At 64.7% G+C, this 23,867-nt stretch carries 28 protein-coding genes; 12 read left to right on the top strand and 16 right to left on the bottom strand.

What is annotated here, in order from left to right:
- The first annotated feature begins 2 nt into the window (after window positions 1-2).
- The 6 genes from pgeF to DW352_RS23710 all read left to right on the top strand — a co-directional run bounded on the left by pgeF (window position 3) and on the right by DW352_RS23710 (window position 5,231).
- Window positions 3-770 (top strand): peptidoglycan editing factor PgeF, encoded by a 768-nt coding sequence (gene pgeF, locus DW352_RS23735; protein ID WP_115694578.1) that lies wholly within the window; start codon window positions 3-5, stop codon window positions 768-770.
- Between the two features lie 212 nt (window positions 771-982).
- Entirely contained in the window at window positions 983-1,561 is a 579-nt protein-coding gene (locus tag DW352_RS23730; RefSeq protein WP_162827161.1) for a hypothetical protein, read from the top strand.
- A 123-nt stretch (window positions 1,562-1,684) separates the two neighbouring features.
- The gene (locus DW352_RS23725) at window positions 1,685-2,635 is read left to right on the top strand and encodes a ribose-phosphate pyrophosphokinase (protein WP_115693642.1); all 951 of its coding nucleotides are present in this window, start codon (window positions 1,685-1,687) and stop codon (window positions 2,633-2,635) included.
- 338 nt (window positions 2,636-2,973) lie between these two features.
- Complete coding sequence (locus DW352_RS23720; RefSeq protein WP_115693641.1) at window positions 2,974-3,474, top strand: type III secretion system chaperone family protein; 501 nt, start codon at window positions 2,974-2,976, stop codon at window positions 3,472-3,474.
- A gap of 137 nt (window positions 3,475-3,611) precedes the next feature.
- Window positions 3,612-4,463: a pyrroline-5-carboxylate reductase gene (gene proC / locus DW352_RS23715; protein WP_115693640.1), complete on the top strand. Its 852-nt coding sequence runs from the start codon at window positions 3,612-3,614 to the stop codon at window positions 4,461-4,463.
- 66 nt (window positions 4,464-4,529) lie between these two features.
- Complete coding sequence (locus DW352_RS23710; protein WP_162827160.1) at window positions 4,530-5,231, top strand: TetR/AcrR family transcriptional regulator; 702 nt, start codon at window positions 4,530-4,532, stop codon at window positions 5,229-5,231.
- Window positions 5,232-5,272: 41 nt separating this feature from the next.
- Here DW352_RS23710 and DW352_RS23705 read toward each other — a convergent pair whose 3' ends face one another.
- Genes DW352_RS23705 through DW352_RS23695 form a run of 3 tightly spaced genes read right to left on the bottom strand, consistent with a single transcriptional unit; the run spans window position 5,273 to window position 8,001 of the window.
- Window positions 5,273-6,724: an ATP-binding protein gene (locus DW352_RS23705; RefSeq protein WP_245434231.1), complete on the bottom strand. Its 1,452-nt coding sequence runs from the start codon at window positions 6,722-6,724 to the stop codon at window positions 5,273-5,275.
- A complete protein-coding gene (locus DW352_RS23700) occupies window positions 6,721-7,428 on the bottom strand; it encodes a response regulator (protein WP_115693638.1) in 708 nt (235 codons plus the stop codon). Before DW352_RS23700 ends, DW352_RS23705 begins: the two co-directional genes overlap by 4 nt.
- Before the next feature lie 6 nt (window positions 7,429-7,434).
- Complete coding sequence (locus DW352_RS23695; RefSeq protein WP_115693637.1) at window positions 7,435-8,001, bottom strand: MarR family winged helix-turn-helix transcriptional regulator; 567 nt, start codon at window positions 7,999-8,001, stop codon at window positions 7,435-7,437.
- A gap of 238 nt (window positions 8,002-8,239) precedes the next feature.
- On the opposite strand from DW352_RS23695, the gene DW352_RS23690 reads away from it, so the two are divergent.
- The gene (locus DW352_RS23690) at window positions 8,240-9,127 is read left to right on the top strand and encodes a branched-chain amino acid aminotransferase (protein WP_115693636.1); all 888 of its coding nucleotides are present in this window, start codon (window positions 8,240-8,242) and stop codon (window positions 9,125-9,127) included.
- A gap of 126 nt (window positions 9,128-9,253) precedes the next feature.
- On the opposite strand, the gene DW352_RS23685 is transcribed toward DW352_RS23690, so the two are convergent.
- The 8 genes from DW352_RS23685 to DW352_RS23650 form a co-directional block, all read right to left on the bottom strand.
- Complete coding sequence (locus DW352_RS23685; RefSeq protein WP_115693635.1) at window positions 9,254-10,033, bottom strand: N-acetylmuramoyl-L-alanine amidase-like domain-containing protein; 780 nt, start codon at window positions 10,031-10,033, stop codon at window positions 9,254-9,256.
- 1 nt (window position 10,034) lies between these two features.
- Window positions 10,035-10,988 carry a Vgb family protein gene (locus DW352_RS23680; protein WP_162827159.1) on the bottom strand — a complete coding sequence of 318 codons (954 nt, stop codon included), beginning with the start codon at window positions 10,986-10,988 and terminating at the stop codon, window positions 10,035-10,037.
- A 35-nt stretch (window positions 10,989-11,023) separates the two neighbouring features.
- Complete coding sequence (locus DW352_RS23675) at window positions 11,024-11,509, bottom strand: molybdenum cofactor biosynthesis protein MoaE (RefSeq protein ID WP_115693634.1); 486 nt, start codon at window positions 11,507-11,509, stop codon at window positions 11,024-11,026.
- A 194-nt stretch (window positions 11,510-11,703) separates the two neighbouring features.
- The gene (gene moaD, locus DW352_RS23670; protein WP_115693633.1) at window positions 11,704-11,955 is read right to left on the bottom strand and encodes a molybdopterin converting factor subunit 1; all 252 of its coding nucleotides are present in this window, start codon (window positions 11,953-11,955) and stop codon (window positions 11,704-11,706) included.
- Window positions 11,952-12,566, bottom strand: a complete 615-nt coding sequence (gene pgsA / locus DW352_RS23665; protein ID WP_115693632.1) for a CDP-diacylglycerol--glycerol-3-phosphate 3-phosphatidyltransferase — start codon at window positions 12,564-12,566, stop codon at window positions 11,952-11,954. The genes moaD and pgsA overlap by 4 nt, the downstream gene beginning before the upstream one ends.
- A gap of 110 nt (window positions 12,567-12,676) precedes the next feature.
- Window positions 12,677-13,567, bottom strand: coding sequence for a dioxygenase family protein (locus DW352_RS23660; protein WP_115693631.1), 891 nt, complete (start codon window positions 13,565-13,567; stop codon window positions 12,677-12,679).
- 205 nt (window positions 13,568-13,772) lie between these two features.
- Window positions 13,773-15,959, bottom strand: coding sequence for an excinuclease ABC subunit UvrC (gene uvrC, locus DW352_RS23655; RefSeq protein ID WP_115693630.1), 2,187 nt, complete (start codon window positions 15,957-15,959; stop codon window positions 13,773-13,775).
- A gap of 16 nt (window positions 15,960-15,975) precedes the next feature.
- Window positions 15,976-16,746, bottom strand: a complete 771-nt coding sequence (locus DW352_RS23650) for an SDR family oxidoreductase (protein ID WP_115693629.1) — start codon at window positions 16,744-16,746, stop codon at window positions 15,976-15,978.
- Window positions 16,747-17,019: 273 nt separating this feature from the next.
- Between DW352_RS23650 and DW352_RS23645 the strand changes: the two genes are divergently transcribed.
- The 3 genes from DW352_RS23645 (at window position 17,020) to DW352_RS23635 (ending at window position 19,510) form a co-directional block, all read left to right on the top strand.
- Entirely contained in the window at window positions 17,020-17,640 is a 621-nt protein-coding gene (locus DW352_RS23645) for an outer membrane protein (protein WP_115693628.1), read from the top strand.
- A gap of 293 nt (window positions 17,641-17,933) precedes the next feature.
- Window positions 17,934-18,611, top strand: coding sequence for an outer membrane protein (locus DW352_RS23640; protein ID WP_115693627.1), 678 nt, complete (start codon window positions 17,934-17,936; stop codon window positions 18,609-18,611).
- 236 nt (window positions 18,612-18,847) lie between these two features.
- Window positions 18,848-19,510, top strand: coding sequence for an outer membrane protein (locus DW352_RS23635; RefSeq protein ID WP_115693626.1), 663 nt, complete (start codon window positions 18,848-18,850; stop codon window positions 19,508-19,510).
- An 84-nt stretch (window positions 19,511-19,594) separates the two neighbouring features.
- On the opposite strand, the gene DW352_RS23630 is transcribed toward DW352_RS23635, so the two are convergent.
- The 4 genes from DW352_RS23630 to DW352_RS23615 all read right to left on the bottom strand — a co-directional run bounded on the left by DW352_RS23630 (window position 19,595) and on the right by DW352_RS23615 (window position 22,439).
- Window positions 19,595-20,209, bottom strand: coding sequence for a glutathione S-transferase family protein (locus tag DW352_RS23630; RefSeq protein WP_115694575.1), 615 nt, complete (start codon window positions 20,207-20,209; stop codon window positions 19,595-19,597).
- A 108-nt stretch (window positions 20,210-20,317) separates the two neighbouring features.
- The gene (locus tag DW352_RS23625; RefSeq protein WP_115693625.1) at window positions 20,318-20,533 is read right to left on the bottom strand and encodes a cold-shock protein; all 216 of its coding nucleotides are present in this window, start codon (window positions 20,531-20,533) and stop codon (window positions 20,318-20,320) included.
- A 190-nt stretch (window positions 20,534-20,723) separates the two neighbouring features.
- Window positions 20,724-21,587 (bottom strand): 23S rRNA (adenine(2030)-N(6))-methyltransferase RlmJ, encoded by an 864-nt coding sequence (locus DW352_RS23620; protein ID WP_115693624.1) that lies wholly within the window; start codon window positions 21,585-21,587, stop codon window positions 20,724-20,726.
- A gap of 135 nt (window positions 21,588-21,722) precedes the next feature.
- Window positions 21,723-22,439 carry a ribonuclease T2 family protein gene (locus tag DW352_RS23615; RefSeq protein WP_115693623.1) on the bottom strand — a complete coding sequence of 239 codons (717 nt, stop codon included), beginning with the start codon at window positions 22,437-22,439 and terminating at the stop codon, window positions 21,723-21,725.
- 253 nt (window positions 22,440-22,692) lie between these two features.
- Between DW352_RS23615 and DW352_RS23610 the strand changes: the two genes are divergently transcribed.
- Both DW352_RS23610 and DW352_RS26980 read left to right on the top strand, forming a co-directional pair.
- Window positions 22,693-22,908 carry a hypothetical protein gene (locus DW352_RS23610; protein ID WP_115693622.1) on the top strand — a complete coding sequence of 72 codons (216 nt, stop codon included), beginning with the start codon at window positions 22,693-22,695 and terminating at the stop codon, window positions 22,906-22,908.
- Between the two features lie 139 nt (window positions 22,909-23,047).
- Complete coding sequence (locus DW352_RS26980; protein WP_162827158.1) at window positions 23,048-23,221, top strand: hypothetical protein; 174 nt, start codon at window positions 23,048-23,050, stop codon at window positions 23,219-23,221.
- Between the two features lie 32 nt (window positions 23,222-23,253).
- On the opposite strand, the gene DW352_RS23605 is transcribed toward DW352_RS26980, so the two are convergent.
- A complete protein-coding gene (locus DW352_RS23605) occupies window positions 23,254-23,709 on the bottom strand; it encodes a hypothetical protein (protein ID WP_115693621.1) in 456 nt (151 codons plus the stop codon).
- Window positions 23,710-23,867: the final 158 nt, after the last annotated feature.

Genomic DNA, 23,867 nt, shown 5'->3' with positions numbered 1-23,867 from the left:
CCATGATCCAAGCACCGACCCTCACCCAGCTCCCCCGCATCCGCCACGCCTTCTTCACGCGCGACGGCGGAATTTCGGAAGGCATCTATGCCTCGCTGAACGGCGGCGTCGGCTCGAACGATGCGCCCGAGAGGGTAGCCGAAAACCGCGCCCGGATGGCGGCGGCGCTCGGCGTCGCGCCGAACCATCTGATCACGCCCTACCAAATCCATTCGGCCGAGGTCGCCGTGGCCGACGCGCCGTGGACGGCCGAAACGCGGCCACGCGCAGACGCGGTCGTCACGCGCAAGCCGGGCCTCGCCATCGGCGTGTCCACCGCCGACTGCGGCCCGCTGCTGTTCGCCGACGCCGATGCCGGCGTGATCGGCGCGGCGCATGCGGGCTGGCGCGGCGCATTCACCGGGGTAATCGAAGCGACGCTGGCGGAAATGGAGAAGCTCGGCGCCGATCGGTCACGCATCGTTGCCGCGCTCGGACCGACCATCAGCCGGCCGAATTACGAAGTGGGTCCGGAATTCGTCGAGCGCTTCCTCGCCGCCGATGTCGACAACGCGCGCTTCTTCACCGACTCGGAGCGGCCGGGCCACGCGATGTTCGACCTCAAGAGCTATATCGCCGACCGCATGGCACGCGCTGGCGTCGGTAATTTCACAGATCTCGGCCTGTGCACTTACGCCGAGCCGGACCGGTTCTACAGTTACCGGCGCACCACACAGCGCGGCGAGCCCGATTACGGGCGGCACATCAACGCCATCGCCCTCGGCGAATAGCCCCTCTGCACCCCGGCACATCGTCGCATGCTCGGCGGCTGGACGGCGGCCGACCTTAACAGTATTTTAATCATACGCGGGGGCGTCGGCTAAGCAGGCTGCGGGGGTGCTGGATGAAGTGGAGCTTAGGCGGTCGAGCCATAAGCCACGCATTGCTGACCGTCGTCTGCGCGGCGGCACTCTCCGGTTGCAACGAGAACGGCGCACAGCCCATGACAGCCATGCCGCGCGGCGCCACTGTCGCCTTCGAATCCATCGACGGTCCACCGCAGACGCAATTCGCCACATTGGTGCAGAACCTGAGCGCCGAGGCGCAATCGCGCCAACTCGCGGTCATTTCGCGCGAGCAGCAGTCGGTCTACCGTGTGCGCGGCTATCTCGCGGCCAACGTGGCGAAGGATCGCACGACGATCTCCTGGGTCTGGGACGTCTTCGACAAGGACGAGAACCGCGCCCTGCGTATCACCGGCGAAGAGACCGCCAAGAGCCATCCGCGCGACGCCTGGACCGTCGCCGACAGCGCAATGCTGAAGCGAATCGCGCAAACGAGCATGGATCAGCTCGCCAGCTTCCTCACCTCGCCGGAAGTAGCCCCCGGCACGGCGCCGGCCGCGGCCCCGGCCGACCCGCCAGAAGGGACGCTGGTCAGCGTCAACGATTCCTCACCGGAGGCCTCCGGTATTTTCCGCATCCCGCAAGCCAAGGTCGATCCGGCCCAGGGCGGCACCGGCACGCCGAGCGCCTCGCTGTCGGACACCGAGACGCTGTCGCTGTCGGCCCTCAGCCGCTAGGGCTAAGGCTGCATTTATCCTGTCGAAAACTCGCGTGGGACAGCGATTTCGGGGCGTATTGCCGCATGCCTTTCACCTTGTTATGACCACGCCGCATTTCGCAAAAGCAGTGGGGTTTTCCGGATGACGGGCAAGAACGGGGCGATCAAGCTCGTCGCCGGCAACTCGAATCCTGCGCTCGCACAAGGGATCGCGGCGCATCTCGGTCAGCAACTGACCAAAGCAGTGGTCCGGCGTTTCGCCGACATGGAAATCTTCGTCGAGATCCAGGAGAACGTCCGCGGCGCCGACGTCTTCGTGATCCAGTCGACGTCGTTTCCCGCCAACGACCACCTGATGGAATTGCTGATCATCATGGACGCGCTGCGCCGCGCGTCGGCGCGCCGCATCACGGCGGTGATCCCCTATTTCGGCTATGCCCGCCAAGATCGTAAGCCGGGCCCGCGCGCGCCGATCTCGGCCAAGCTCGTCGCCAATCTGATCACCCGCGCCGGCGCCGACCGCGTGATGACGCTCGACCTGCACGCCGGGCAGATCCAGGGCTTCTTCGATATTCCGACCGACAACCTCTATGCCTCGCCGCTGATGGTGCGCGACATCAAGGAGCGCGAGCTCGAGAACGTCATGGTCGTATCGCCCGACGTCGGCGGCGTTGCGCGCGCGCGCGGCCTAGCCAAGCGCATCAACGCACCGCTCGCCATCGTCGACAAGCGCCGCGAGCGGCCCGGCGAATCCGAAGTGATGAACGTGATCGGCGAAGTCGCCGGACACACCTGCGTGCTGGTCGACGACATCGTCGATTCAGGCGGCACGCTGGTGAACGCGGCCGATGCGCTGCTCAAGCAGGGTGCCAAGGCGGTGTACGCCTATATCAGCCACGGCGTGCTGTCGGGCGGCGCGGTCGAGCGCATCGGCAAGTCGCGCCTGAAGGAGCTGGTGATCACCGACTCCATTCAGCCGACCAGCGCCGTTCTGGCGACGCCGAACATTCGCATTCTGTCGATCGCGTCGCTGATCGGCGAAGCGATCGAGCGCACGGCGTCCGAAGAGTCGGTGTCGAGCCTGTTCGACTGAGACCGTTGTCATTCGGGGACGCCTCGAAGGCGCGAGCCGAATGACGAGAGGGTTATCCACGGGCAGTTCTCCACATGCCCCGATAGTCTGTGGAGATTCAGCCCCTGCCGGGTTGCGCGGATTCCGCAAATCACGGCTCACTCCCCCTCGACGTTGCCTTTGGCGAGCGGAATCGAGCGGGTTATAGTCAAATAGCCTCGTGATTCGCTCTCGCCGTCAAGGGCAGCTCGTAACCTCAGTTTCAACGCGGTTTTGGACTCCGTTCGGAGTCGAATCTTAACCGCGCGCGTGTGGTGGCGTGCGTTTCCCCTCGCTCCATTCGGCAATGTGGAGACGTTATGTCCCTCACGAGCTACACGGACGATTCCCCGATCAACCCGCTCGACGTGGTCGAGCGCTTGGCGAGCGGCAATGATTGGTCGTTCGAACGGTTGGGTGACGACGAGATCACCATTCTCGTTACCGGCAAGTGGACAGATTATCAGCTGTCCTACACCTGGATGTGCGACATCGAGGCGCTGCACCTCGCCTGCGCTTTCGACCTCAAGGTACCGGAGCGCCGCCGCGCCGAAGTGCAGGCGTTGATCTCGATGATCAACGAGCGGCTGTGGGTCGGGCACTACGATCTTTGGATCAAGGAAGGCATCGTGATGTTCCGGCACGCGTTGGTGCTCGCCGGCGGCGTGGAGGCCTCGGGCCGTCAGTGCGAATCCCTGCTCGGCACGGCGGTCGATACCTGCGAGCGCTATTTCAGCGCCTTCCAGTTCGTGGTGTGGGCCGGCAAGAGCGCGAAGGAAGCGCTCGACGCCGCGATGTTCGAGACCTCCGGCGAGGCGTAGCGCCTCACACTGTCATACTCCCTCTTGTCATGCCCCGCGAAAGCGGGGCATCCAGTACATCGGGGCGCCGATTATCGATCGTAGCGCCGGCGCTTACCGGATTGCCCGCTTCGTGGGCGATGACGGCGGAGAGATAGATGGCTCGCAAACCCAACACCAAACCGCTCGCCAAATTCAAAGGTCCGCTGCTGCTTGTCGGCGCCGGCAAGATGGGCCAGGCCATGCTCGACGGCTGGCTGGCGCGCGGCCTCGCGCCGAAGAAGACGGCGATCATCGAGCCGCAGCCGGGCAAGGCCATCAAGGCGCTCGGCAAGCGCGGCGTGACCGTTAATCCGAAAACCGGTCCCAAGGCGAAGGCCGCCGCGGCCGGTGCCATCGTCATCGCGGTGAAGCCGCAGATCGCGCCGGACGCCGTGCCGCCGCTCGGCCTTCACGTCGGCAAAGGCACGCTCATCGTCTCGATCATGGCCGGCCGCACCTTGGCCTTCCTCGAGGACAAGCTGCCGAAGGGCACCGCCATCGTCCGCGCCATGCCGAACACGCCGGCCGCGATCGGCCGCGGCATCACCGTGGCGGTCGCCAACAAGAATGTGTCGCGCGCGCAGCGCAAGCTCGCCTCGGATCTCCTCGCCGCCATCGGCACCGTGGAATGGGTCGACGACGAGCGCTTGATGGATGCCGTCACCGCCGTGTCGGGCTCCGGACCCGCTTATGTCTTCCTGCTTGCCGAAGCGATGGCGCAGGCGGGCGTCGCCGCCGGCCTGCCGGCCACGCTCGCGGCGAAGCTCGCGCGCGAAACCGTGGCCGGGTCGGGCGAATTGCTGCACCGCTCGCCGCTCGATGCGGCCACGCTGCGACAGAATGTGACCTCGCCGGGCGGCACGACGGCCGCCGCGCTCGAAGTCCTCATGGGACCGGGCGGCTTCGACGCCTTGCTGACGAAAGCCATCGCCGCTGCAACCCGGCGTGGGCGCGAATTGGCCGGCTGATCTGCCCTGGTGGCGCCCCTTTCGCGTTCCTACATTTCTGGGAAGCGAACAAAAAGGGAGAGCGCCATGGCCCGCCGACCGTCCAGAAAAGCGCCTGCATCGCCACCGCCGCCGCGCGGCACCTCCGACCGCGACAAGGCCATGGATGCCTTGATGGCGCTGCTCGCCGAGCGTCCTCTGGAGGAGATCGGACTGGCGGAGGTCGCCGGCCGCGCCGGCCTGAAGCTCTCGCAGCTGCGCGCCGCGTTCGGCTCGGTGCTGGCGATCTACGCCGGCCACATCAAGGATATCGACAACAAGGTCCTGTCCGGCAGCGAAGACGACATGAGCGAAGAACCGCCGCGCGAGCGGCTGTTCGACGTGCTGATGCGCCGCCTCGAGGTCCTCGCGCCCTACAAGGAAGCCATGCGCTCGGTGATGTATTCGGCGCGACGCCATCCCTCTCTCGCGCTCGCTCTCAACGCCATGGCCGTGCGCTCGCAAAGATGGATGCTGGAAGCCGCCGGCATCAGCGCGGCCGGCCCGCGCGGCGCCCTGCGCGCGCAAGGCGGGGCATTGATGTTCGCGCGCGTGCTGAGCGTGTGGGTCGACGATGAATCGGAAGGCCACGACCGCACCATGGCCGCGCTCGATCGCGGGCTCGCGGCGGCCGAACGCTGGGACGGCTTCATCGGCGATCTCTGCGCCATCCCGTGCGCGCTGCGCGGCCCACGGCGCCGCCGGCGTTATCGCTACGAGGACGAAGAGCCCGAAGTCGACGCGGCGTAAACCGTTGATGTCATAGCCGGGCATAGCCCGTCGAAAAATTTCTACACAGGCACCCTGACCGTCGCGCGCAGTCCGCCCAACGGACTGTCGCCGAGCGAGATATCGCCGCCGTGCGAGCGTGCGATATCGCGCGCGATCGCCAAGCCGAGCCCGGTGCCGCCCTCATCCTGATTGCGCGCATCGTCCAGCCGCAGGAACGGCTTGAACACTTCCTCGCGCTGATCCACCGGGATGCCCGGCCCGTCGTCGTCCACCGTCACCGTCAGATAGCGGTGATCGCGATGGCCGGTGATGGAAATCGACCGCGCGTAACGCGCGGCGTTCGACACGAGATTGCCGAGACAACGCTTGAACGCGGCCGGCCGCACGGTGACGATCGGCGTGCCGTGAAACACCACGGTGGTCCGGTGGCCGTGGCGCTCGGCGTCGAGCTTCAGCTCTTCCAAGAACTCCGCCATGTCGGTCGGCGCCGCGCTCTCGCCGAGATCGCCGCGCGCGAAGGCGAGATACGCCTCCAGCATGCGCGCCATTTCGTCGACGTCGCGCTTCATCGGCTCGGTCTCGGGACTGTCGATCAGCGCCAGTTCGAGCTTGAAGCGGGTCAGGATGGTGCGCAGGTCATGGGACACGCCGGCGAGCATCGCCGTACGTTGCTCCATCATGCGCTCGACACGCGTCTTCATCTCGATGAAAGCCTGTGCCGCGCGCCGCACCTCGCGCGCGCCGCGCGGGCGGAAATTCGGCACGTCGCGGCCTTTGCCGAAACTTTCGGCGGCGTCGGCAAGCCGCAGGATCGGCCGTATCTGATTGCGCAGGAAGATGATGGCGACCGTGAGCAGCACCGTCGAGGTGCCCACCATCCACATCAGAAAGATTTCGGAGTTCGACGCATAGGCGGCACTCCGCCGCGCGAAGATGCGCATGACGGTGTTGTCGAGCTGCACGCGGATCTCGACCAGCGCCGATTTGCCGACGGTATCGATCCAGAACGGGCGGGCGATCTGCTTGCGCATTTCTTGCGACAAGGTCTGATCGAGCAGCGAGAAGAACGGCTTCGGCCCCGGCGGCGGCAGATCGCCCGACGGCAGGAAATCGACCACCAGGCCAAGCCGGTCCTGCGCGATCTTGCGCAGCTGCGTGCGATCGGCGTCCTGCGGATAGACACGGTACACGTCGACCAGCGCCGCGATATCGTGCACCACGTCAGCGGAGAGCCGTTGCGTCACCAGGTTCCAGTGCCGCTCCATGAACACGAAAGCGATCACGGACTGCAGGATCACCATCGGCGCGATGATGATCAGCAGCGCGCGCGCATAGAGGCCCTTCGGCATGACGCCGTTGAGCCATCGGCTCATGCGGCGCCAACCGTCCGGAACTTGCGCGAGCTGGGCGTGGATGCGCCGGATCGGCGGAATGTTGTCGTACCAAAGCCACGCATCGACAACCCGGTCGCGCGCCGTGCGCAAGGTATTGCCGATGTCGAGACTGGTCATGTGGCGATCACCAGCCGGTAGCCGATCCCGCGCACCGTCTGCACGAACAACGGATCGGCCGGATTGCGTTCGATTTTACGGCGCAGACGATTGACCTGCACGTCGACGGCGCGCTCGCTCACCGAGCCGCCATTTCCCGCGAGCGCCATGCGCGACACCGTCTCACCCGGCGTCGCGGCGAGGATGCGCAACATCTCGCGCTCACGATCGGTGAGGCGGATGACCTCGTCGCCCTTGCGCAGTTCGCCGCGCCCGAGGTGATAGATGAAAGGCCCGAAAGATACCTGCTCGGCCGGCGGCGGCGGCACGGCCGGCTGCGTGCGTTTCAAGATACTGGCGATACGCAACGACAGTTCGCGCGGCTCGAACGGCTTCGAGAGATAATCGTCGGCGCCCATCTCGAGGCCCTTGATGCGGCTCTCGGCGGCGTCCCGCGCGGTCAGCATCAAGATCGGCACTTGGGACGTGCCGCGCAGTGATTGGGCAAAGTCGAAGCCGTTTTCGCCCGGCATCATCACATCGAGCACGATGAGATCGAAGCTCAGGCTCTTGAGCTTGCCGCGCGCATCGGCCGCGGTGTCGGCCGTGCTGACGCGATAGCCTTCGCTGTTGAGGAAGCGCGACAACAGATCGCGAATACGGCGGTCGTCGTCGACCACCAGAAGATGCGGCGCGTCGTCGGGCAGATTGGCCGGCGCGATCATCAGTTGCTACTCCCGCGCCTTGGCCGCCCGGTCGGCGCGCGCGATGAGACGCAGCACGCCGTCCCGGTTATCGCCATCGATCATGGCCGTAAGAAAGCGGCGCGCGGCATCGTGCGCGCCCGGACCGAGCTCGGCGAACGCGCGCATGATGCGGCGCGTCTGCAGGTCGTCGAGCTTGCGTGACAGAGCCTCTCCCTTCGGCGTCCCGTAGAGCAGCCGCTGGCGGCGATCCTGATCGCCCTCCTTCTGCAACACATAACCCTCGTCGACGAGCTGCTTGAGCACGCGCGACAGCGATTGCTTGGTGATGTTCAGGATGTCGAGCAGATCGGCGACCTTCATGCCCGGGTTGCGGCTGACGAAGTGCAGCACGCGGTGATGCGCCCGGCCGAAGCCGAACTTGGCCAACACCTCGTCGGGATCGCCGACGAAATCGCGGTAGGCGAAGAACAACAGCTCGATGATGTCCCAGATCGGCTCCGGGCCGTCAGCGGCCGCGCCCCCGGGGGCCGACGGACGGTCGGCGGAGCCGGCGGCGGCGGGCGTTTTGCCGGATAAATTTATGTCAGCCATGTTGACATATTTTGGTTTTATGTTACAAAAACTGCGCGACCGACGAAATGATCGTGCCCGACGGCCCCCTGTCCTGAGCCCTCCACGGCTCTATACCGACAGCGCTTTGACCGATGAGCCGAGTCATACCGGGTGTCGTCCCACGACGCAAAGTATTGGCATTAGCGCCAAAAATGCGCCATCACAGCGGCACAAGCGGCCGCGAAGGTCCAGTTGGTTCGAGTCCGAGGAGGAAATTATGGCTGCGCAGTCCTATGACCGTCTTGAGGGGGTCATCTGGTACGACGGCAAGTTGGTGCCCTGGAGCGACGCCAACATGCACGTGCTCAGCCATGGCCTCCACTACGCAAGCTGCGTGTTCGAGGGCGAGCGCGCCTATGACGGCCAGATCTTCAAGAGCCAGGAACATGCCGAGCGGCTGAAGCGCTCCGCCAACGTTCTGGATTTCGACATCCCTTATTCCGCCGCCGAGATCGTCGCCGCCAAGAAGCTGGTGGTCGACAAGAACGGCAAGAAGAACGCCTACGTCCGCCCGGTCGCCTGGCGCGGCTCGGAGATGATGGGCGTGTCGGCGCAGGACAACCAGATCCACCTCGCCATCGCGAGTTGGGAGTGGCCGAGCTATTTCGACCCGGCGCAGCGCCTCAAGGGCATCCGGCTCGATCTCGCCGACTATCGCCGGCCCGATCCGAAGACGGCGCCGTCGACCGCCAAGGCGGCCGGCCTCTACATGATCTGCACCATCTCCAAGCACCGCGCCGAGCGCAAAGGCTATGCCGACGCGATGATGCTCGACTGGGAAGGCCGCGTCGCCGAATGCACCGGCGCGAACATCTTCTTCGTCAAGGACGGCAAGATCCACACGCCGATTGCCGACTGCTTCCTCGACGGCATCACGCGGCAGACCGTCATCGCACTGGCGCGCCAGCGCGGCATCGAGGTGATCGAACGGCGCATCATGCCGTACGAGCTCGACGAGATGTCGGAATGCTTCATCACCGGCTCGGCCGCCGAAGTGACCGCGGTGGCTGAGATCGCCCAGTGGAATTTTAATCCAGGCGGCATCACCAAGCAGCTCATGGAAGACTACACCGCCGAAGTGCAGCCGAAGGCGGCCGCGGCGTAAGCCTCGCTCCGTCATCCTGAAGTGCGCGCCGTTTGGCGCGCCTCGAAGGATGACGGCCACTCGCTCTCGGGCCGCCGCCCTTCGAAGCTCGCTTCGCTCCCACCTCAGGGTGGCGGGTCAGAAGCGTCACACCACCGCACTCTCCGCCCACGGCTCCTGCGGCCGCAGCACGGTCACGCGCTTGACGCGCGTGCGAACGATGAAGCGCGCGAGGTCTTCATCCAGCACGCGCTGACGGCTCTTGGCGGCGTGGCGCAGCCACAATTTGCCGCCGGGCGAGACGACGATGAAGCCGGTGTGGAAGTAATCGAGCCCCGGCCGCTCCGACAAGAAGCCGATGATGTCGCCGGTCGCGAGGCGGTCCATATGCGCGGCAAGGCTCGCACGCGGAATGGCGGTGAAGGAAGCCTGCCGCGCGCCAAGCCCGCGCTCGTAAGTCAGCATCTTGTCGATGGCGACGCCGCCCGGCAGCATCACGGCGCGGCAGACGCCGTTGGCGATGTTGAACTCGCTCCAGTCGGAGAAGTAATGGTTGCGTTCGCGCCAGGCGACGTCGCCGTTGCGGTAGCGGATCTGACGCAGCGCCTCATCGAAATCGACGGCTCGCGACACGCGCGCCGCGGCCAGCACGGTCTCGCAGAAGGTGACGCAATCGAAGCCGTCGTCACGGATGACGAACTCCTCCTGCTGGTGCGGGCCGCCGATCAACGTGAAACCGCGATAAGGCAGCCCCAACAGCGCATGCGAGATGAAGCCGATGCGCTGCGCCACCGTCGGCAGATTGCTGGCGCGCTCGATCAGCGTGCCGATGCGCGTCTCGCCGGCGCTGGAGGGCCGTATCGCAACCGCGCAGGAGAGAGCCCCCACCATCGCCCGCAGCACGTCGCGGCGCGCGAGGCGGCGCATCTCAGTCTCGCACCACCACGAGCCGGTCTGTGCCGGACTCGGCGCCCCACACCTCGCCGTGCTGTCCCAGCAACTGGCGCACCGAGGCGCCGCTCTTGTTGCTCGTGAAGGTGTCGAAGCGCTCCGTCACCGGATCGAAGCGATGGATGGCATTGGCCAGGAAGTCGGAGATCCAGACTTTGTCATTGTCGTCGACATAGATCGCGTAGCAACCGCCTTTGCTCTTCGGCAGGCCCCACGTCTTCCAGACTTTTGCCTGCGGGTCGTAGCGGCCGATCTCGCCGGAGGTCCAGAAGCTCACCCAGAGGAGCCCCTTCGAGTCCGGCCAGATGCGGCGCGGCCCGACGCCCTGCCGCGGCGGCGCCACCACCAGCGCGTCGCCGCTCACGGTATCGATCTTGGCAATGTGATCGCCGGCGAGCGAGGCGTACCAGACGTCGCCATTCGGCGTCGTGGTGATGCCGTAAGGCCCCGCTCCTTTCGGCGCCTTCCAGGCATCGACCTGGCCGCTCGCCGGATCGACCCGGCCATAGACGCCAGCCTGGCCGGTGAACCAGAGAATGCCCTTGCGGTCGAAGGTCGCGGTGTTGAGATTTGCCGCGGGAAAGCTCGCCGGCAACGGATAATGCTTCACGGCGTGCGTTTCGGGATCGACACGCACGATCGCGTTGAGGCCGCCTTCGGTGACCCAGGCGGCGCGGTCGGGGCCGATGATGACGCCATGCGGCGCGGCGCCCTGGCCGAGCGGAATCTGCACGGTCTTACGCGACTTCGGATCGAGGATGCCGACGGCGCCCTGGTGCTGCGCGGTGTACCAGACGGTGCCGTCCGGCGCCGGCGCCACATCGTGGGGGTGCGCCCCCTTTGGCACGTCGTAATAGGAAACCTGCGCCGCGGGCGCCTCGCTCACCGCGAGCGCCACAACGGCCACAGCCGCGACCATCATGGGAATCATCTTGTCCTCCGGCGCCCCAGTATAGCGCCTTCTGCTCACTCCGCGGCAGCGCGGCCCGGCGCTTTCCAGCGCTCCGCCGCTGCGTCATCGGTCGCCTTCGCCTCGACCCAGGTCTTCCCGCCGACCTTTTCCACCTGCTTCCAGAACGGCGCGCGGGTCTTGAGGTAATCCATCAGGAACTCGGCCGCGGCGAACGCCGCCTCGCGATGCGACGAAACGGTGACGACCATCACGATGTCCTCGCCCGGCACGATGCGGCCGTGCCGGTGAATGACGGTGACGCCGATGAGCGGCCAGCGTGACACGGCCTCGGCGACGTGCCGCTCGATCTCCGCCTCGGCCATACCGGGATAATGCTCGAGGGTCAGCGCGGCGATCGGCTCGGTCCCCTCGGCGCCACGGCAGATGCCGGTGAAGGTGACGACCGCGCCCGCGTCGTCGCGGCCCTGCGTGAGCTTTTTGGTCTCCGCGGCGACGTCGAACGGCTCGCGCTGAATGCGCACGGTGGTCTGGACGGTCATGGCACCAATGTAGTGCAGATTTGGACGCGTTGGAATTGCAGCGACGCCACGAGCACCGAGGGCTCCCTCTCCCCGTTGGGCTGGGGTGAGGGGGTTCCTGACTCTCGACGTCTGTAACCCCTCACCCGACGCACTTCGTGCGCCGACCTCTCCCTATGGGAGCGGCGAAGAGAGCAAGAGGCATGGCGATGCCCTTACCCGCCCGTCATCGGCGGGAAGAAGGCAATCTCGCCCGCGCCGGCAATGCGGGTGTCCGGCTTCACGTGGCTCTTGTTGATGGCGGCGCGGATCACCTTCGGGTTCTCGAAGGCATAGGCATATTCCTCGCCACGCCCGGCCAGCCAGGCAATCAGCTCGGCAACGGTCGCGACATCGACCGGAGGCTCGATGTCCTCTTCCGGCTTGCCGATGCGTTCCCGGACCCAGGCGAAATAGCGCAGCTTCATACGTTCTCGTCGATCATGTAGCGCAAACCGGCGCGCATATAGTCATAGCCCGTATAGAGCGTGAGGATCGCCGAAGCCCACAACAGGCCGATGCCGATCTCGCTCACCACCGGGACGACCCGGTCGCCGGCCTCGCCGGCGATGAGAAACCCGATCGCCACCATCTGGGCGCTGGTCTTCCACTTGGCAAGCCGCGTGACCGGAACGCTGACGCGCAGCTCCGCGAGATATTCGCGCAGGCCCGACACCAGGATCTCGCGGCAGAGGATGACCACGGCCGCCAGCAGCGTCCAGCCGCGGACCGACTCCTCGGCGGCCAGCATCAGCAGGCAGGACGAGACCAGAAGCTTGTCGGCGATCGGGTCGAGCATGCGGCCAAGCGAGGAATGCTGCTGCCACGCCCGCGCCAGATAACCGTCGAGGAAATCGGTCACACCCGCGCCGATGAAAATGACCAGCGCCACCCAGCGCAGCCAGAGCGGCCCTTCGAAGATGCTCTGCCAAAAGAGGAATCCCACCACCACCGGAACGGCGGCGATCCGCGCATAGGTCAGGATATTCGGCAACGCGAGCGGGCGCGCCGGCAGCGGCCTGGAACTAAAGGCATTCATGGCGGCAAAGGAACACCCCAGGCGGCGGAAGGTCAACCGCGAGAATCAATAACCTGTCATTCCGGCGCGCCTGTTCTATTCGTGGCGCCCCGGAATGACGGTGCTCACCGCTATTTGATCGGCGGCTTGGGCAGCTTGGCAATACCGGGCTCCATAACGAAGGTCTGATCGAGCGAATACCAGTCGCCTGTCACATCGGCCGCTGGCGCCTTGTCCGTGTGACGGACGTAATTCGCGATCAGCGCGCGCGTGACGCCGAACTGCACGTCCGTCTCCAGTTTGTCATCGTCATTGGAGTAGATTTGCGAGATCAGCGTCTTGAAGCCTTCCTTGAAGATCAGGAAGTGCAGATGGGCGGGCCGGAAATTGTGACGCTTGCCGGCGCGGACGAGATCGCCGACCGGACCGTCGACCGGGATCGGATAGCCGGCGGGCTTGACGCTGCGAAACCAGAAGCGCCCGTCGGCGTCGGTGACGAACTTGCCGCGCAGGTTCATGTCGGCCTGCTTCGGATCCTGCTGTTCGTAGAAGCCTTCGGGCGACGAATGCCAGACATCGACTTCGGCGCCGGCGATCGGCTTACCGGTCTGGTCCTTCACCTGGCAGTTGACGAAGATCGCCGGACCCGGCGTCGGCGAGCGCACCAGCGAACCGCCGTTCTCGGTCGCGGGCGAATGCATCCGCCAGAACGGACCGAGCAGATTGGCCGTCGTTTCGGTCTGGCCGTTGTTGCCATTGTTGAGCAGACACACGAGCGCCGAGAAGCCGAGCGAGCCGGCCATCAACACCACTTCGTTGTGGGTGTCGTTGCTCATCTGGCCCATCTTGGCGATGATGCGCGTTGCCGCCTGGAATTCTTCTTCAGTGAGATGCACATCGCGCGCGAAGGCGTGCAGATGCTTGACCAGGGAGGCGACGATCTCGCGCAGCCGCGGATCGTCGATGTTCTTGTAAGCGTCGAGCACCTTCGGAGTGACGTCTTCTTGGCTCTTGATGATCATTTCCTACCCCTAGTCTCTGAATCTGTCCCGTCACCCGAGACGCTCGCCGTAGGCGAGGCTCGAAGGACGAGGGCCCCGACCATGCCCCGTCATCCTTCCATCTCCGGTTTACCCGAGATGGAGTTTAAGTGCGCAAGTCGGCGACAACCGACTTGCGATGGCGCGCGCGCTGCGCACGCTCGCGCCTCAGGACGCCGGATCGAGGTCAGCGGGCGCCCTGCTCGTGGAAGAACTCATATATCTTCCGCGCCGTCTCCGCATTAATTCCGGGCACGTTGGCGAGGTCTGGCAGCGATGCGCGTTCGATCGCTTTCACCGTGCCGAAATGCCGAAGCAGCGCGCGCTTGCGCGTGGGGCCGATCCCCGGGATCTCCTGCAAACCAGCCTCGCGGATGTCCTTCTTACGGCGGGCGCGGTGGGAGCCGATGGCGAAGCGGTGCGCCTCGTCGCGCAGCCGCTCGATGTAATAGAGCAGCGGATCGCGCGGCGGCAGCTTGAACGGCGCCCTGCCCGGCATGAAGAAGGTTTCGCGGCCGGCTTCGCGGTCCATACCCTTGGCGATCGACACCAGCGGCACATCGGTGATGCCCATCTCGGTCAACGTGTCGACGGCAGCCTTGAGCTGTCCTTGCCCCCCGTCGATGAGCACGAGATCGGGCCAGGGGGATTCGTCACGCTCGTCGCTCTCAATGTGATCATCGGGTGCCACTTGCTCTCTTTCCCTCTCCCCTTGCGGGAGAGGGTGGCCGAGCGAAGCGAGGGCGGGTGAGGGGTCGGTGCCAATAACGAACGCAGACCCCTCACCCGGCTCGCCGCGGAGTTTATCATCGGGCCGCGCTTCGCGCGGACCCGTTGGCGGCTCGCCCCCCTCTCCCGCAAGGGGAGAGGGTTGCTCAGCGCCCTTTGCCCGCGGCGCTTCATCCAGCAGCCGCTTGAACCGCCGCTGCAACACCTCGCGCATCATGCCGTAGTCGTCGCCCGGCGTGAGGTCGGTCGAGCGGATGTTGAACTTGCGGTACTGGTTCTTGCGGAAGCCCTCGGGCCCCGCGACGACCATGCCGCCGACCGCATTGGTGCCGGCGATGTGGCTGTTGTCGTAGACCTCGATCCGGCGCGGCTCACGCGGCAAACCGAAGGTCTCCGCCAGCCCTTTCAGCAATTTCTGCTGCGACGAGGTATCGGCGAGCTTACGCGCCAAGGCTTCGCGCGCATTGGCGAGCGCGTGCTGCACCAACTCCTTGCGCTCGCCGCGCTGCGGGACGCTCACCTCGACCTTGCGCCCGGCCTTGGTCGTCAGCGCGTCGGCCATCAGCTCACGTTCGTCGAAATCGTGCGAGACGAGCACCAGCCGCGGCGGCGGCTTGTCGTCGTAGAACTGCGCCATGAAGGCACTGAGCACTTCGCCTTCCGCCAATGCCCGATCGGCCTTGGGGAAGTAAGCGCGGTTGCCCCAGTTCTGTCCGGTGCGGAAGAAGAAGACCTCGATGCAGTTGTAACCGCCCGCCTGGTGCACAGCGAAGACATCCGCCTCCTCCACACTGCGCGGGTTGATGCCCTGATGCGACTGCACGGCGGACAAAGCGGCGAGGCGATCGCGAAAGATCGCCGCGTGCTCGAAGTCGAGCGCTTCGGACGCCTTGTCCATCGCCTGCGCCAGTTCCTTCTGCACCGTCCGGCTGTGGCCGGACAGAAACTCGTTGGCCTCGCGCACCAGCTCGGTGTAACCGGCGAAATCAATCTCGCGGGTGCACGGCGCCGAGCAACGCTTGATCTGATGCAGCAGGCATGGCCGCGTACGGCTCTCGAAGAAACTGTCCGAGCAGGAGCGCAACAGGAACGCGCGCTGCAACGCATTGATGGTGCGGTTGACCGCGCCGGCATTGGCGAACGGGCCATAGTAATGACCGGGCCGCGTGCGCGCGCCGCGATGCTTGAGGATCTGCGGCGCCCAGTGATCGGACGTGATCAGGATGTAAGGGAACGACTTGTCGTCGCGCAGGAGCACGTTGAACCGCGGGCGCAGGCGCTTGATGAGGTTCGCCTCGAGCAGCAGCGCCTCGGTTTCGGTCTTGGTGGTGATGAACTCCATCGACACCGTGCCCGAAATCATGCGCGCGATGCGGGCGTCGTAGGCGACCGGGCGGGTGTAGTTCGTCACCCGCTTCTTGATGTTCTTGGCCTTGCCGACGTAAAGCACATCGCCCTTTTCGTCGATCATGCGATAGACGCCGGGCGATGACGGCGCATGCTTGACGGCGCGCGCGATCGCAGCGCGCCCGGCGGCGAGCGTGCCGGCCGGCGCGTCGGTGAGCTCGAGCTCGGGCAGCGTCTGCTCGTCTTCCTCCTCGCGGAGGTCCTCGCTCGCGGTGTCGATGTCTCGTTTGCCGTTCATGGCCGATAGATAGGGATTACTCGGCGACTTCGCTGTCGGCGGTGCGCCAGGCGAGATGCTGGCCGCCGTCGACCGGGATGGTGACGCCGGTGACGCTGTCGGCACCGGCGAGATAGAGCACAGCCGCGGCAATGTCCTGCGGCGTCGGCCCGTGCTCGAGCGGCAGGCTTGCGGCCTGCGCGGCGAAATCCTCCGGACGCTGACGCGGGCTCGGCAATGTCGGGCCCGGCGCCACCGCGTTGACGCGCAGCTTCGGCGCCAGCGCCTGCGCCAAGGTGGCGGTCGCTGTGTAAAGCGCGTTCTTGCTCAGCGTGTAGGAAAAGAAGAGCGGCGTCGGCTTGAGCACGCGCTGATCGAGCACGTTGACGACCGACGATCCCGCCGGCGCCTGCGCCGCAAAGGCCTGCGCCAGGAACAACGGCGCAGCCAGGTTCACCGCCATCGCGCGATCGAAGCCCGCGCGTGTGAGCGTCGCGATATCGTCCTGCTCGAACTCGCTGGCGCTGTTGACGAGGAGCGTGAGCGGCCCGAACACCGCCGCCGCGGCCGGCACGAGTTCCTCCACAGCCGCGGCATCGGCGAGATCCCCGAGCATCACGTGCGCCTTGCCGCCCGCCTGCGCGATTTCGCCGGCGAGTTGCTCGGCCTCCGCGCGCGAGTGCCGCGCATGCAGCACCACGGCGTATCCCGCGCCGGCCAGGGTGCGCGCGATCGCGGCGCCGATGCGGCGTCCCCCGCCCGTGATCAGCGCCGCGCCGCGTACCAATTCGCTGTTGTCGTTCGTCATGAGGCGACAGTCATACGCGGTCGGCCCCGCGGCTGTCATCTCTCATGGTAAATGGAAGCTCACGAGATGTGGTAAATAGAACGGCTGTAGAAACGCCGGCCTCTAACAGTTCTTTAGGGATAACAATCGCTGATGCTTAGCGATTCATAACCGTTTAACTTAAAAGGCTCGATAAATCCTCCGCGAATTTGGCTCTTTCCGCGCCCGCGTCGGGCACTGAAAGACGTGTAACCGCGGCGCTTTACGCGCCACGGAAAGTGTGTGGAGGCTCTCATGAAGAATTCCATCCGGGCGCTCGCTGCCCTCCTGCTGGCCGGCGCAACGGGCGTCGCGACCGCGGCGGATTTCCCGCGCGGCGGCGGCAGCCCGTACTACGCGCCGACGCCGATGGTTTACAACTGGGCCGGCTTCTACGTGGGCGGCAACATTGGCTATCAGTGGGGCAAGGTCACCAACAGCAGCATCAATCCGAGCGGCGTCGCCGGTGGCGTACAGGCCGGTTACAACTGGCAGAACGGCCAGTTCGTGTTCGGCGCCGAGACCGACCTTCAGCTTTCGGGCGCCGACGACACCTTCGCGCCGTACAAGTTCTCGAATCCGTGGTTCGGAACCCTGCGCGGCCGTATCGGCTATTCGTTCAACAACATCATGCCGTACGTCACCGGCGGTCTCGCTTACGGTAACGTCAAGTCCGAAAACGGCAACTTGAGCGAGAACAAAACACAGCTCGGCTGGACCCTCGGCCTCGGCGCCGAAGTGGGCCTGACGCAGAACTGGTCCGCCAAGGTCGAGTATCTCTATATGGATCTCGGCCAGCGGCACTACTCGATCACCAACACCGACAACGCGTTTCAGTCGAGCGTGTTTCGCGTCGGCGTGAACTACCACTTCTGATCCGCGCGCACGTCGCGAACAAAAACCCCGAGCCATGGCCCGGGGTTTTTCGCTTTGGCGCGCCGCAAAGCCGCCGGCCCACGCGACTTAAGTACCTAGTAATCATGACCGTCAAGAAGATGACGAAATCAGTATAGATCAAGGCAATAACGTGGCGAATGCATGCCGCAATTGCGTCGATACCATCCATGACGAGTTGTTCGCTGTGGCTTTTACGCACTAGACGCAAATCCGAAATTGAATACTTTGCGCGCATGGAATTTGGGCTGGGGGCCCGTTTTGGAGGTTCGTAAATGAAGCGCGTGATTTGGGCGGGCATCGGTGCACTCGCCATGGTGTCGATGATGGGTGCGGCGAATGCGGCCGATCTCCCGCGTCGCGAGGTAATGCCGGCCAAGGCGCCGATGTATGCGCCGGTTTACAATTGGACCGGCTTCTACCTCGGCATCAACGGCGGTGGCGCCTGGGGCCGTTCGAAGTGGTCGGGTCCGGTCGGTAACACCGGCGACTTCAACGTCGACGGCGGCGTGGTCGGCGGCACCATCGGCTACAACTGGCAGATGCCCAACAACTTCGTGTTCGGTCTCGAGGGCGACCTCGACTGGGCCAGCATCCGCGGCAGCACCAACGCTGCTGTCTGCGCCGGCTCCTGCGAAACGAAGAACGACTGGATGGGCACCGTGCGCGGCCGTATCGGTTACGCGTTCGACCGCTTCATGCCGTACATCACCGGCGGTCTCGCCGTCGGCGACATCAAGGCCAACCTTGGCGGCGCCGGCTCGACCACGAAGACCAACGCCGGCTGGACGCTGGGCGGCGGTGTCGAGTTCGCGATCGCCGGTCCGTGGACGGCCAAGGTCGAGTACCTCTACGCCGACCTCGGCAAGGGCAGCTGCGACACCTGCCTCGGCGGCGCCGATGTCGATTTCCGCACCAGCCTGGTGCGCGGCGGTATCAACTATCGCTTCTAATCGACCCGTAACGTAGCGTAGCGTTTGTGAAGGCCCCGGAACGGAAGTTCCGGGGCCTTTGCTTTTGGCGCGCGGTCGCGGGCGACATATTCAATGCGCCCTCCGCGTCAAAGCACGGCACCATCGAGAGTTTGTGAAGGAACGTTGACCTGATGACAGCGTTTGTCTGTCAATCGGGGGACGAGACGTGCTGCGCTCGTTCCGGACACATTCGGATCTAACGGGTGAGGTGCGTGATGAAGAAGATTCTTCTCGCCAGCATTGGTGTTATTGCGCTCGGCGTTGCATCGGCGTCGGCTGCGGATTTGTCGCGCGCACCGATGCCGATGAAAGGGCCGGCTTACATGCCGCCCCCGCTCTATAACTGGACGGGCCTGTACGTCGGTATCAACGGCGGCGGCGGCTGGGGCCATTCGGATTTCTCCGGCCCCTTCACCAGCGGGTCGATCAATCCGTCGGGTGGACTGGTCGGCGGGACAGTCGGCTATAACTGGCAACTGCCGAACCAATTCGTGCTCGGCCTCGAAGGCGACATCGACTGGAGCAACATCCGCGGCAGCTCGGCCTGCGGCATCACCTCCTGCGAAACACGCAACGATTGGCTGAGCACGGTGAGAGGCCGCATCGGTTACGCCGGTCTTTGGGATCGCGTGATGCCTTACGTCACCGGCGGCCTCGCGCTCGGCAACATCAAGACAAACGTCGCGGGCCTCGGCTCGTCGGACGAAACCAAGGCCGGCTGGACGGTCGGCGGCGGCATCGAAGCGGCGATCGCCGGACCGTGGACGGCCAAGGTCGAATATCTGCACGTCGATCTCGGCAGCACCAGCAGCGTGCTCGGCTCCAACGTGAACTTCAAAACCGATATCGTGCGCGCGGGTTTGAACTACCGCTTCTAAGCAATAACAGGCGTCAAACAAGAAACAAGAAGAAGGCCCCGCGGCGCAAGCAGCGGGGCCTTTCTCATGCGCGTATCGAAGAGGTCACGCCTCGGGTTTGGTCGCGGCGAAAGCCGGCACTTGCGCAGCGAAGGCATCGTGCCACGCGTGCAGGCGCGGATGATCTTTGCGCCAGCCCGGATCGAAGCGCAGATCGCGATACCCGAGCACGCAAGCCAACGTGATCTGACCGACATGCGGCAACGTCTTGCCGTCGAGCGACGGCGGCGCCGCTTCCAACGCGGCAAGGCCGCGTTCGGCCTTGCCCGCCTGGCGCGCAAGCCAGCTCGCGACTTTCATCTCCGCCGGACGATAGCGGCCCTCATAAACCTGCAAGATGCACGCATCCAGTATGCCATCGCACAAAGCCTGCAGACGCATGGCATCCAGGCGCGCTTTCGGCTCGTGCGGCACGATGCGGCCGCCGCCGGCGCGATGATCGAGATACTCGAGGATGACGCGCGAGTCGTAATAGCAAGTGCCATCCTCGGCGACGAGCGCCGGAATCTTGCCGAGCGGATTCTGCGCGTGAAGGCTATCGGCCGGATCGTCGAGCGCGACCGGCGTCTCTTCGACGTTACTGTCGAGGCCGAGCAGCCGCGTGGCGATGCGCACCTTGCGCGCGAACGGCGAGGAAGGCGATGAGCGAAGGATCATCATGTGAAAAATGTCTGCCTTGGCAGATGACGCGCGCGGCGCGCGGCCGGCCACGCGGTACGAAATAGAAAACGGGCGTGCGAATTCAATCGCACGCCCGTCGCGTTCAGATCAACCGGTGATGACCAGATTGACGGCCTTCGGACCCTTGCCCTTCTTGTCAGGCTCGACGTCGAAGCTGATCCGCTGTCCTTCATTCAGGCTCTTGAGGCCGGCTTGTTCGACCGCGGTGATGTGAACGAACACGTCGCGTCCGCCATCGTCCGGTTTGATGAAGCCATAGCCACGTTCGCCGTTGAAGAACTTAACGACACCTGCTTGTGCCATCGGGAAAACTCCTCTCCCCTCTGCTCCGCCGCCGGCCCCACGCACGGCGGCTCGGCTGGACATTCACAGTCGGGGAAAGCGTCGGCCGCTAGGCCTCAGTCAACTCCGCCGGCCCCCGCAAGGAGGCGGAACGTCACTGCCAATGGCGGAACTACACACCAACTGTGACGCTGTGGAAAGAGCCAACATGTCATTGGCCGCCGGGCGTTTCACCGGCAAGCCAGTCCAAGGTGATGCTGCCCTTGCCTTGCCGTCCTAAAATACCGGCCAATTTCGGGAGCATGAAAGTAAGCTCTTCGTGCAGGCGCCACGGCGGATTGACGATGATCATGCCCGAGCCATTGAGGCGCGTCGGATCGCTCAGCGGTGTAACGATCAATTCGGCCCGTAGAATCTTACCAATCCCAAGCCGGCGCAATCGCTTAGCCAAGGTATCGGCGTCCGGCCGCCCTTTGATCGGGTACCAGAGCGCGTAGATGCCGGTCGCCCATTTGCGGTGCGCCGCAGCAAAATCGTGGACCAAGCGGGTGAAATCGCTCTCCCGCTCGAACGGCGGATCGACCAGCACGAGACCGCGCCGCTCCTTCGGCGGCACATAGGCCGACAACGCGGTCCATCCGTCGATCTCCAAACACTTCACGCGGTGATCGCGCTGCAGGTGATAGGCGAGAGATCGGGCGGCGTTGGGCTCGAGTTCGCAGGCAATGAGCCGGTCCTGCGGCCGCAGCCAGGCGCGCACGAGCGCCGGCGAGCCGGGATACGCGGTGAGGCGGTCGCTGTCGTTGAGCGCACGGATCACATCGAGATAAGGCGCGAGCAGCTCGGCCAACTTCTCCTGCAAGGTCGCCGCCATCAGCGGTTCGATGCCGTCGTGCCATTCGCCGCCACGGCTCGCTTCCGTGCCGGTCAGATCGTAGAGGCCGGCGCCCGCATGCGTATCGAGGACGCGGAAGGCGGCCGGCTTCTCGCGCAGATGATGAAGAATACGGCAGAGCACCACGTGCTTGAAGACATCGGCGAAGCTGCCGGCATGAAAGGCGTGACGATAGTTCACACAAATACCCGCGTCAGACAGAGCTTGAACCGCGCGAAGCGGCGCAATGCTTATGCCACAACGCGCACGCCAATGACGAACGGGGGCGACGCCACCGTTTACCGATGCCGGAAACCAGGGATCCGATCGCGCGCTTTAGGGCTCGGCGGCATTGGCGGCACCGCCGCGCACCGCCGGCATCGTCACTTTGTTCAGACGACAGGCGCGGCGCGTGATCTCGCCGCAGTCGCGAAAACCGAACTCGCGCGTCAGGCAGACGCGGACCTCGGTGAGCCGCTTACGATCGCAACCGACCGCGATATTGGAGCGCGTCAGCCCGGGGTTGGCCTCGAGAAAAGCATCGACGACCTGGCCGGGATTGACGGTGATCGGCTTTGCCAGGGCGAGATAATCTTCGGGAATCTTCACGACCGCGCGCGCCTTGCGCATCGCTTCGAAATACGCGTTCGGCGAAAGTCCCGAACAGGTGCCGTGACGATCCCACTCGTGAAAAACGAGCCGCGGGCTCGGCATCATTTCAAGCGCGCTGCCGACGATATTGCGATTGAGCCGCGGCGCCGGCACCTGACAATACGAAGGAAAGCCCTTTTCGTATTGCGGCCACAGACCGTGCACCACGAAGGAATACGGACGCCCGGCGCATTGTTGATCCGGTGCGCGATCCGGCGAGCGTTCGCGCGCGGCTTCGCAATAGGACGGTGACCACGACAGAGACAGCACATAGAAATCGAACTGCCCCGGCGCGTTCTGGCGGCGATCGGTCTGGGCGAAGGCGACGACGGCAAAGAGAAAAACGAAGCTGACAGCGATTGCCGTGCTTTGAACCGCCAAACGAATGCGGCGACGGAGCATCGAACGCCTCCCCCACTGACCCGCCGGACAAGAACAAACCGGCAATTGATTTAACGCAATGGTTCCTATCAAGGCTACCCTGTTAACATGAACATTACAAGAACAAAATAGACACTAATTGTGGCGGCTCCTCTTTGCGGTCACCGGCTCTCCGAACCGTGAGCGCGATATCAGAGCGGGATGGGAACCGAATGAGTAAGTGACGCATTTCACGTCCGACCGCCAGACTAGGAACCCGGGGCAGGAAATGCCGATGCATCGTGGCCGAGGACCGCTTGCTCGCGGTGAGCGATTGCAGATCATGCTGTCGCCTGAAGAGCTGGCGGCGGTCGACGATTTCCGCTTCCGCAACCGGATGCCAAGTCGCGCCGCCGCCGTTCGCGAACTCTTCCGCTTAGGGCTCGCCAGCGCCGGCCTTGTGAATTCGGACGGTCGCAGGTCGGCGGATTTCGGCGTCTTGGATTCTTGATCGTCTTGCGCGCGGCCAAGTCGCCCCCTAAGCCGCTAAATTAGTGAGTCGCTCTTAGACTACGTCACTCTCGCATGCCGTCTCCCATCGCGCGACACTATCACCAGATATGACGCACGAAGGAATATGGAGAAAGGCGATGCCTGACCTGTCCAATGCCGCCGAACTCAGACGTCTGGCCATGCAATGTTCCGCACGCGCGGAGCGCGCCAGCTGCAGTGCAAGCGAACGCGAGCGCCTTTTGAAGATGCGTGAGGCCTTGCTCGATCTTGCGCAGAATGCCGACTGGCTAGCGGGACGCCGCGCCGCCTGACGTGTCAATCTGTCTGGAACGTTAGTCGCGCCTCAGGGGCGCGCCATCTTGCACGCTGGATTGTAAGCCCAGTTGCGGTCGAGCCCGACCACGCACCATTCCACGCCCCATGTGGCGCCGATCGGACCGGTGTCTTCGCCGATCGAGTAGTAGACGCCGTGCTTGCGTCCGTCGCTCACCAGCGCCGTCGCCTGGCAATAACGCCGCGGAATCGTACCGAGCGCCCACGGGCTGTAGGCGACCTCACGCACGCGCTCGAAATCGAGAATCTGCAGGCTCGAATTCCAGAAGCGGCCTTCCTTCTCGGCAAAGCGGGACGCGATCTTGCCGAGCCCGGCTTCGCACGGCGGCAGCACGCCGTCGTAATTCGCACCGCTCATGTAGAACGTCTTCTCGAGCCAGTTTGCCGCCTGTGCCGGTGCCAGCGCCGGAAGGGCCAGCAACATCGAGAGGAAAGCGGCGCGCAACAACGAAGCAGCAGAGGCCATGACCGGTACTCCCGTAACGAGTGGCTCACATTAGCACAGGTTGTTGCGGCGCGGCGCTACTGGATTCACAGATTTGCACCTGTTCGAACTCGTCCGTTCAGGCGCACGATTTCACCGGCAGATCCGCCCGAAAGGCGTCGGCGTGGCGACCGGCCGGC

This window comes from Pseudolabrys taiwanensis, assembly GCF_003367395.1.
In the GTDB taxonomy this organism is placed as follows: Bacteria; Pseudomonadota; Alphaproteobacteria; order Rhizobiales; family Xanthobacteraceae; genus Pseudolabrys; species Pseudolabrys taiwanensis.
The sequence above is the reverse complement of the archived record's forward strand: the minus strand, read 5'-3'. Positions and strand labels throughout refer to the sequence as shown.

Coding starts and splice junctions, on each gene's coding strand:
- moaD (WP_115693633.1), bottom strand. CDS start 11,955: ATGAAGCTGCGCTATTTCGCCTGGGTCCGGGAACGCATCGGCAAGCCG.
- DW352_RS23690 (WP_115693636.1), top strand. CDS start 8,240: ATGGCTGCGCAGTCCTATGACCGTCTTGAGGGGGTCATCTGGTACGAC.
- DW352_RS23635 (WP_115693626.1), top strand. CDS start 18,848: ATGAAGAAGATTCTTCTCGCCAGCATTGGTGTTATTGCGCTCGGCGTT.
- DW352_RS23650 (WP_115693629.1), bottom strand. CDS start 16,746: ATGACGAACGACAACAGCGAATTGGTACGCGGCGCGGCGCTGATCACG.
- proC (WP_115693640.1), top strand. CDS start 3,612: ATGGCTCGCAAACCCAACACCAAACCGCTCGCCAAATTCAAAGGTCCG.
- DW352_RS23640 (WP_115693627.1), top strand. CDS start 17,934: ATGAAGCGCGTGATTTGGGCGGGCATCGGTGCACTCGCCATGGTGTCG.
- DW352_RS23705 (WP_245434231.1), bottom strand. CDS start 6,724: ATGACCAGTCTCGACATCGGCAATACCTTGCGCACGGCGCGCGACCGG.
- DW352_RS23680 (WP_162827159.1), bottom strand. CDS start 10,988: ATGATTCCCATGATGGTCGCGGCTGTGGCCGTTGTGGCGCTCGCGGTG.
- pgsA (WP_115693632.1), bottom strand. CDS start 12,566: ATGAATGCCTTTAGTTCCAGGCCGCTGCCGGCGCGCCCGCTCGCGTTG.
- DW352_RS23700 (WP_115693638.1), bottom strand. CDS start 7,428: ATGATCGCGCCGGCCAATCTGCCCGACGACGCGCCGCATCTTCTGGTG.
- DW352_RS23725 (WP_115693642.1), top strand. CDS start 1,685: ATGACGGGCAAGAACGGGGCGATCAAGCTCGTCGCCGGCAACTCGAAT.
- DW352_RS23660 (WP_115693631.1), bottom strand. CDS start 13,567: ATGATCATCAAGAGCCAAGAAGACGTCACTCCGAAGGTGCTCGACGCT.
- DW352_RS23730 (WP_162827161.1), top strand. CDS start 983: ATGACAGCCATGCCGCGCGGCGCCACTGTCGCCTTCGAATCCATCGAC.
- DW352_RS23625 (WP_115693625.1), bottom strand. CDS start 20,533: ATGGCACAAGCAGGTGTCGTTAAGTTCTTCAACGGCGAACGTGGCTAT.
- DW352_RS23695 (WP_115693637.1), bottom strand. CDS start 8,001: ATGGCTGACATAAATTTATCCGGCAAAACGCCCGCCGCCGCCGGCTCC.
- DW352_RS26980 (WP_162827158.1), top strand. CDS start 23,048: ATGCCTGACCTGTCCAATGCCGCCGAACTCAGACGTCTGGCCATGCAA.
- DW352_RS23685 (WP_115693635.1), bottom strand. CDS start 10,033: ATGCGCCGCCTCGCGCGCCGCGACGTGCTGCGGGCGATGGTGGGGGCT.
- DW352_RS23605 (WP_115693621.1), bottom strand. CDS start 23,709: ATGGCCTCTGCTGCTTCGTTGTTGCGCGCCGCTTTCCTCTCGATGTTG.
- DW352_RS23710 (WP_162827160.1), top strand. CDS start 4,530: ATGGCCCGCCGACCGTCCAGAAAAGCGCCTGCATCGCCACCGCCGCCG.
- uvrC (WP_115693630.1), bottom strand. CDS start 15,959: ATGAACGGCAAACGAGACATCGACACCGCGAGCGAGGACCTCCGCGAG.
- pgeF (WP_115694578.1), top strand. CDS start 3: ATGATCCAAGCACCGACCCTCACCCAGCTCCCCCGCATCCGCCACGCC.
- DW352_RS23615 (WP_115693623.1), bottom strand. CDS start 22,439: ATGCTCCGTCGCCGCATTCGTTTGGCGGTTCAAAGCACGGCAATCGCT.
- DW352_RS23645 (WP_115693628.1), top strand. CDS start 17,020: ATGAAGAATTCCATCCGGGCGCTCGCTGCCCTCCTGCTGGCCGGCGCA.
- DW352_RS23720 (WP_115693641.1), top strand. CDS start 2,974: ATGTCCCTCACGAGCTACACGGACGATTCCCCGATCAACCCGCTCGAC.
- DW352_RS23610 (WP_115693622.1), top strand. CDS start 22,693: ATGCATCGTGGCCGAGGACCGCTTGCTCGCGGTGAGCGATTGCAGATC.
- DW352_RS23630 (WP_115694575.1), bottom strand. CDS start 20,209: ATGATGATCCTTCGCTCATCGCCTTCCTCGCCGTTCGCGCGCAAGGTG.
- DW352_RS23675 (WP_115693634.1), bottom strand. CDS start 11,509: ATGACCGTCCAGACCACCGTGCGCATTCAGCGCGAGCCGTTCGACGTC.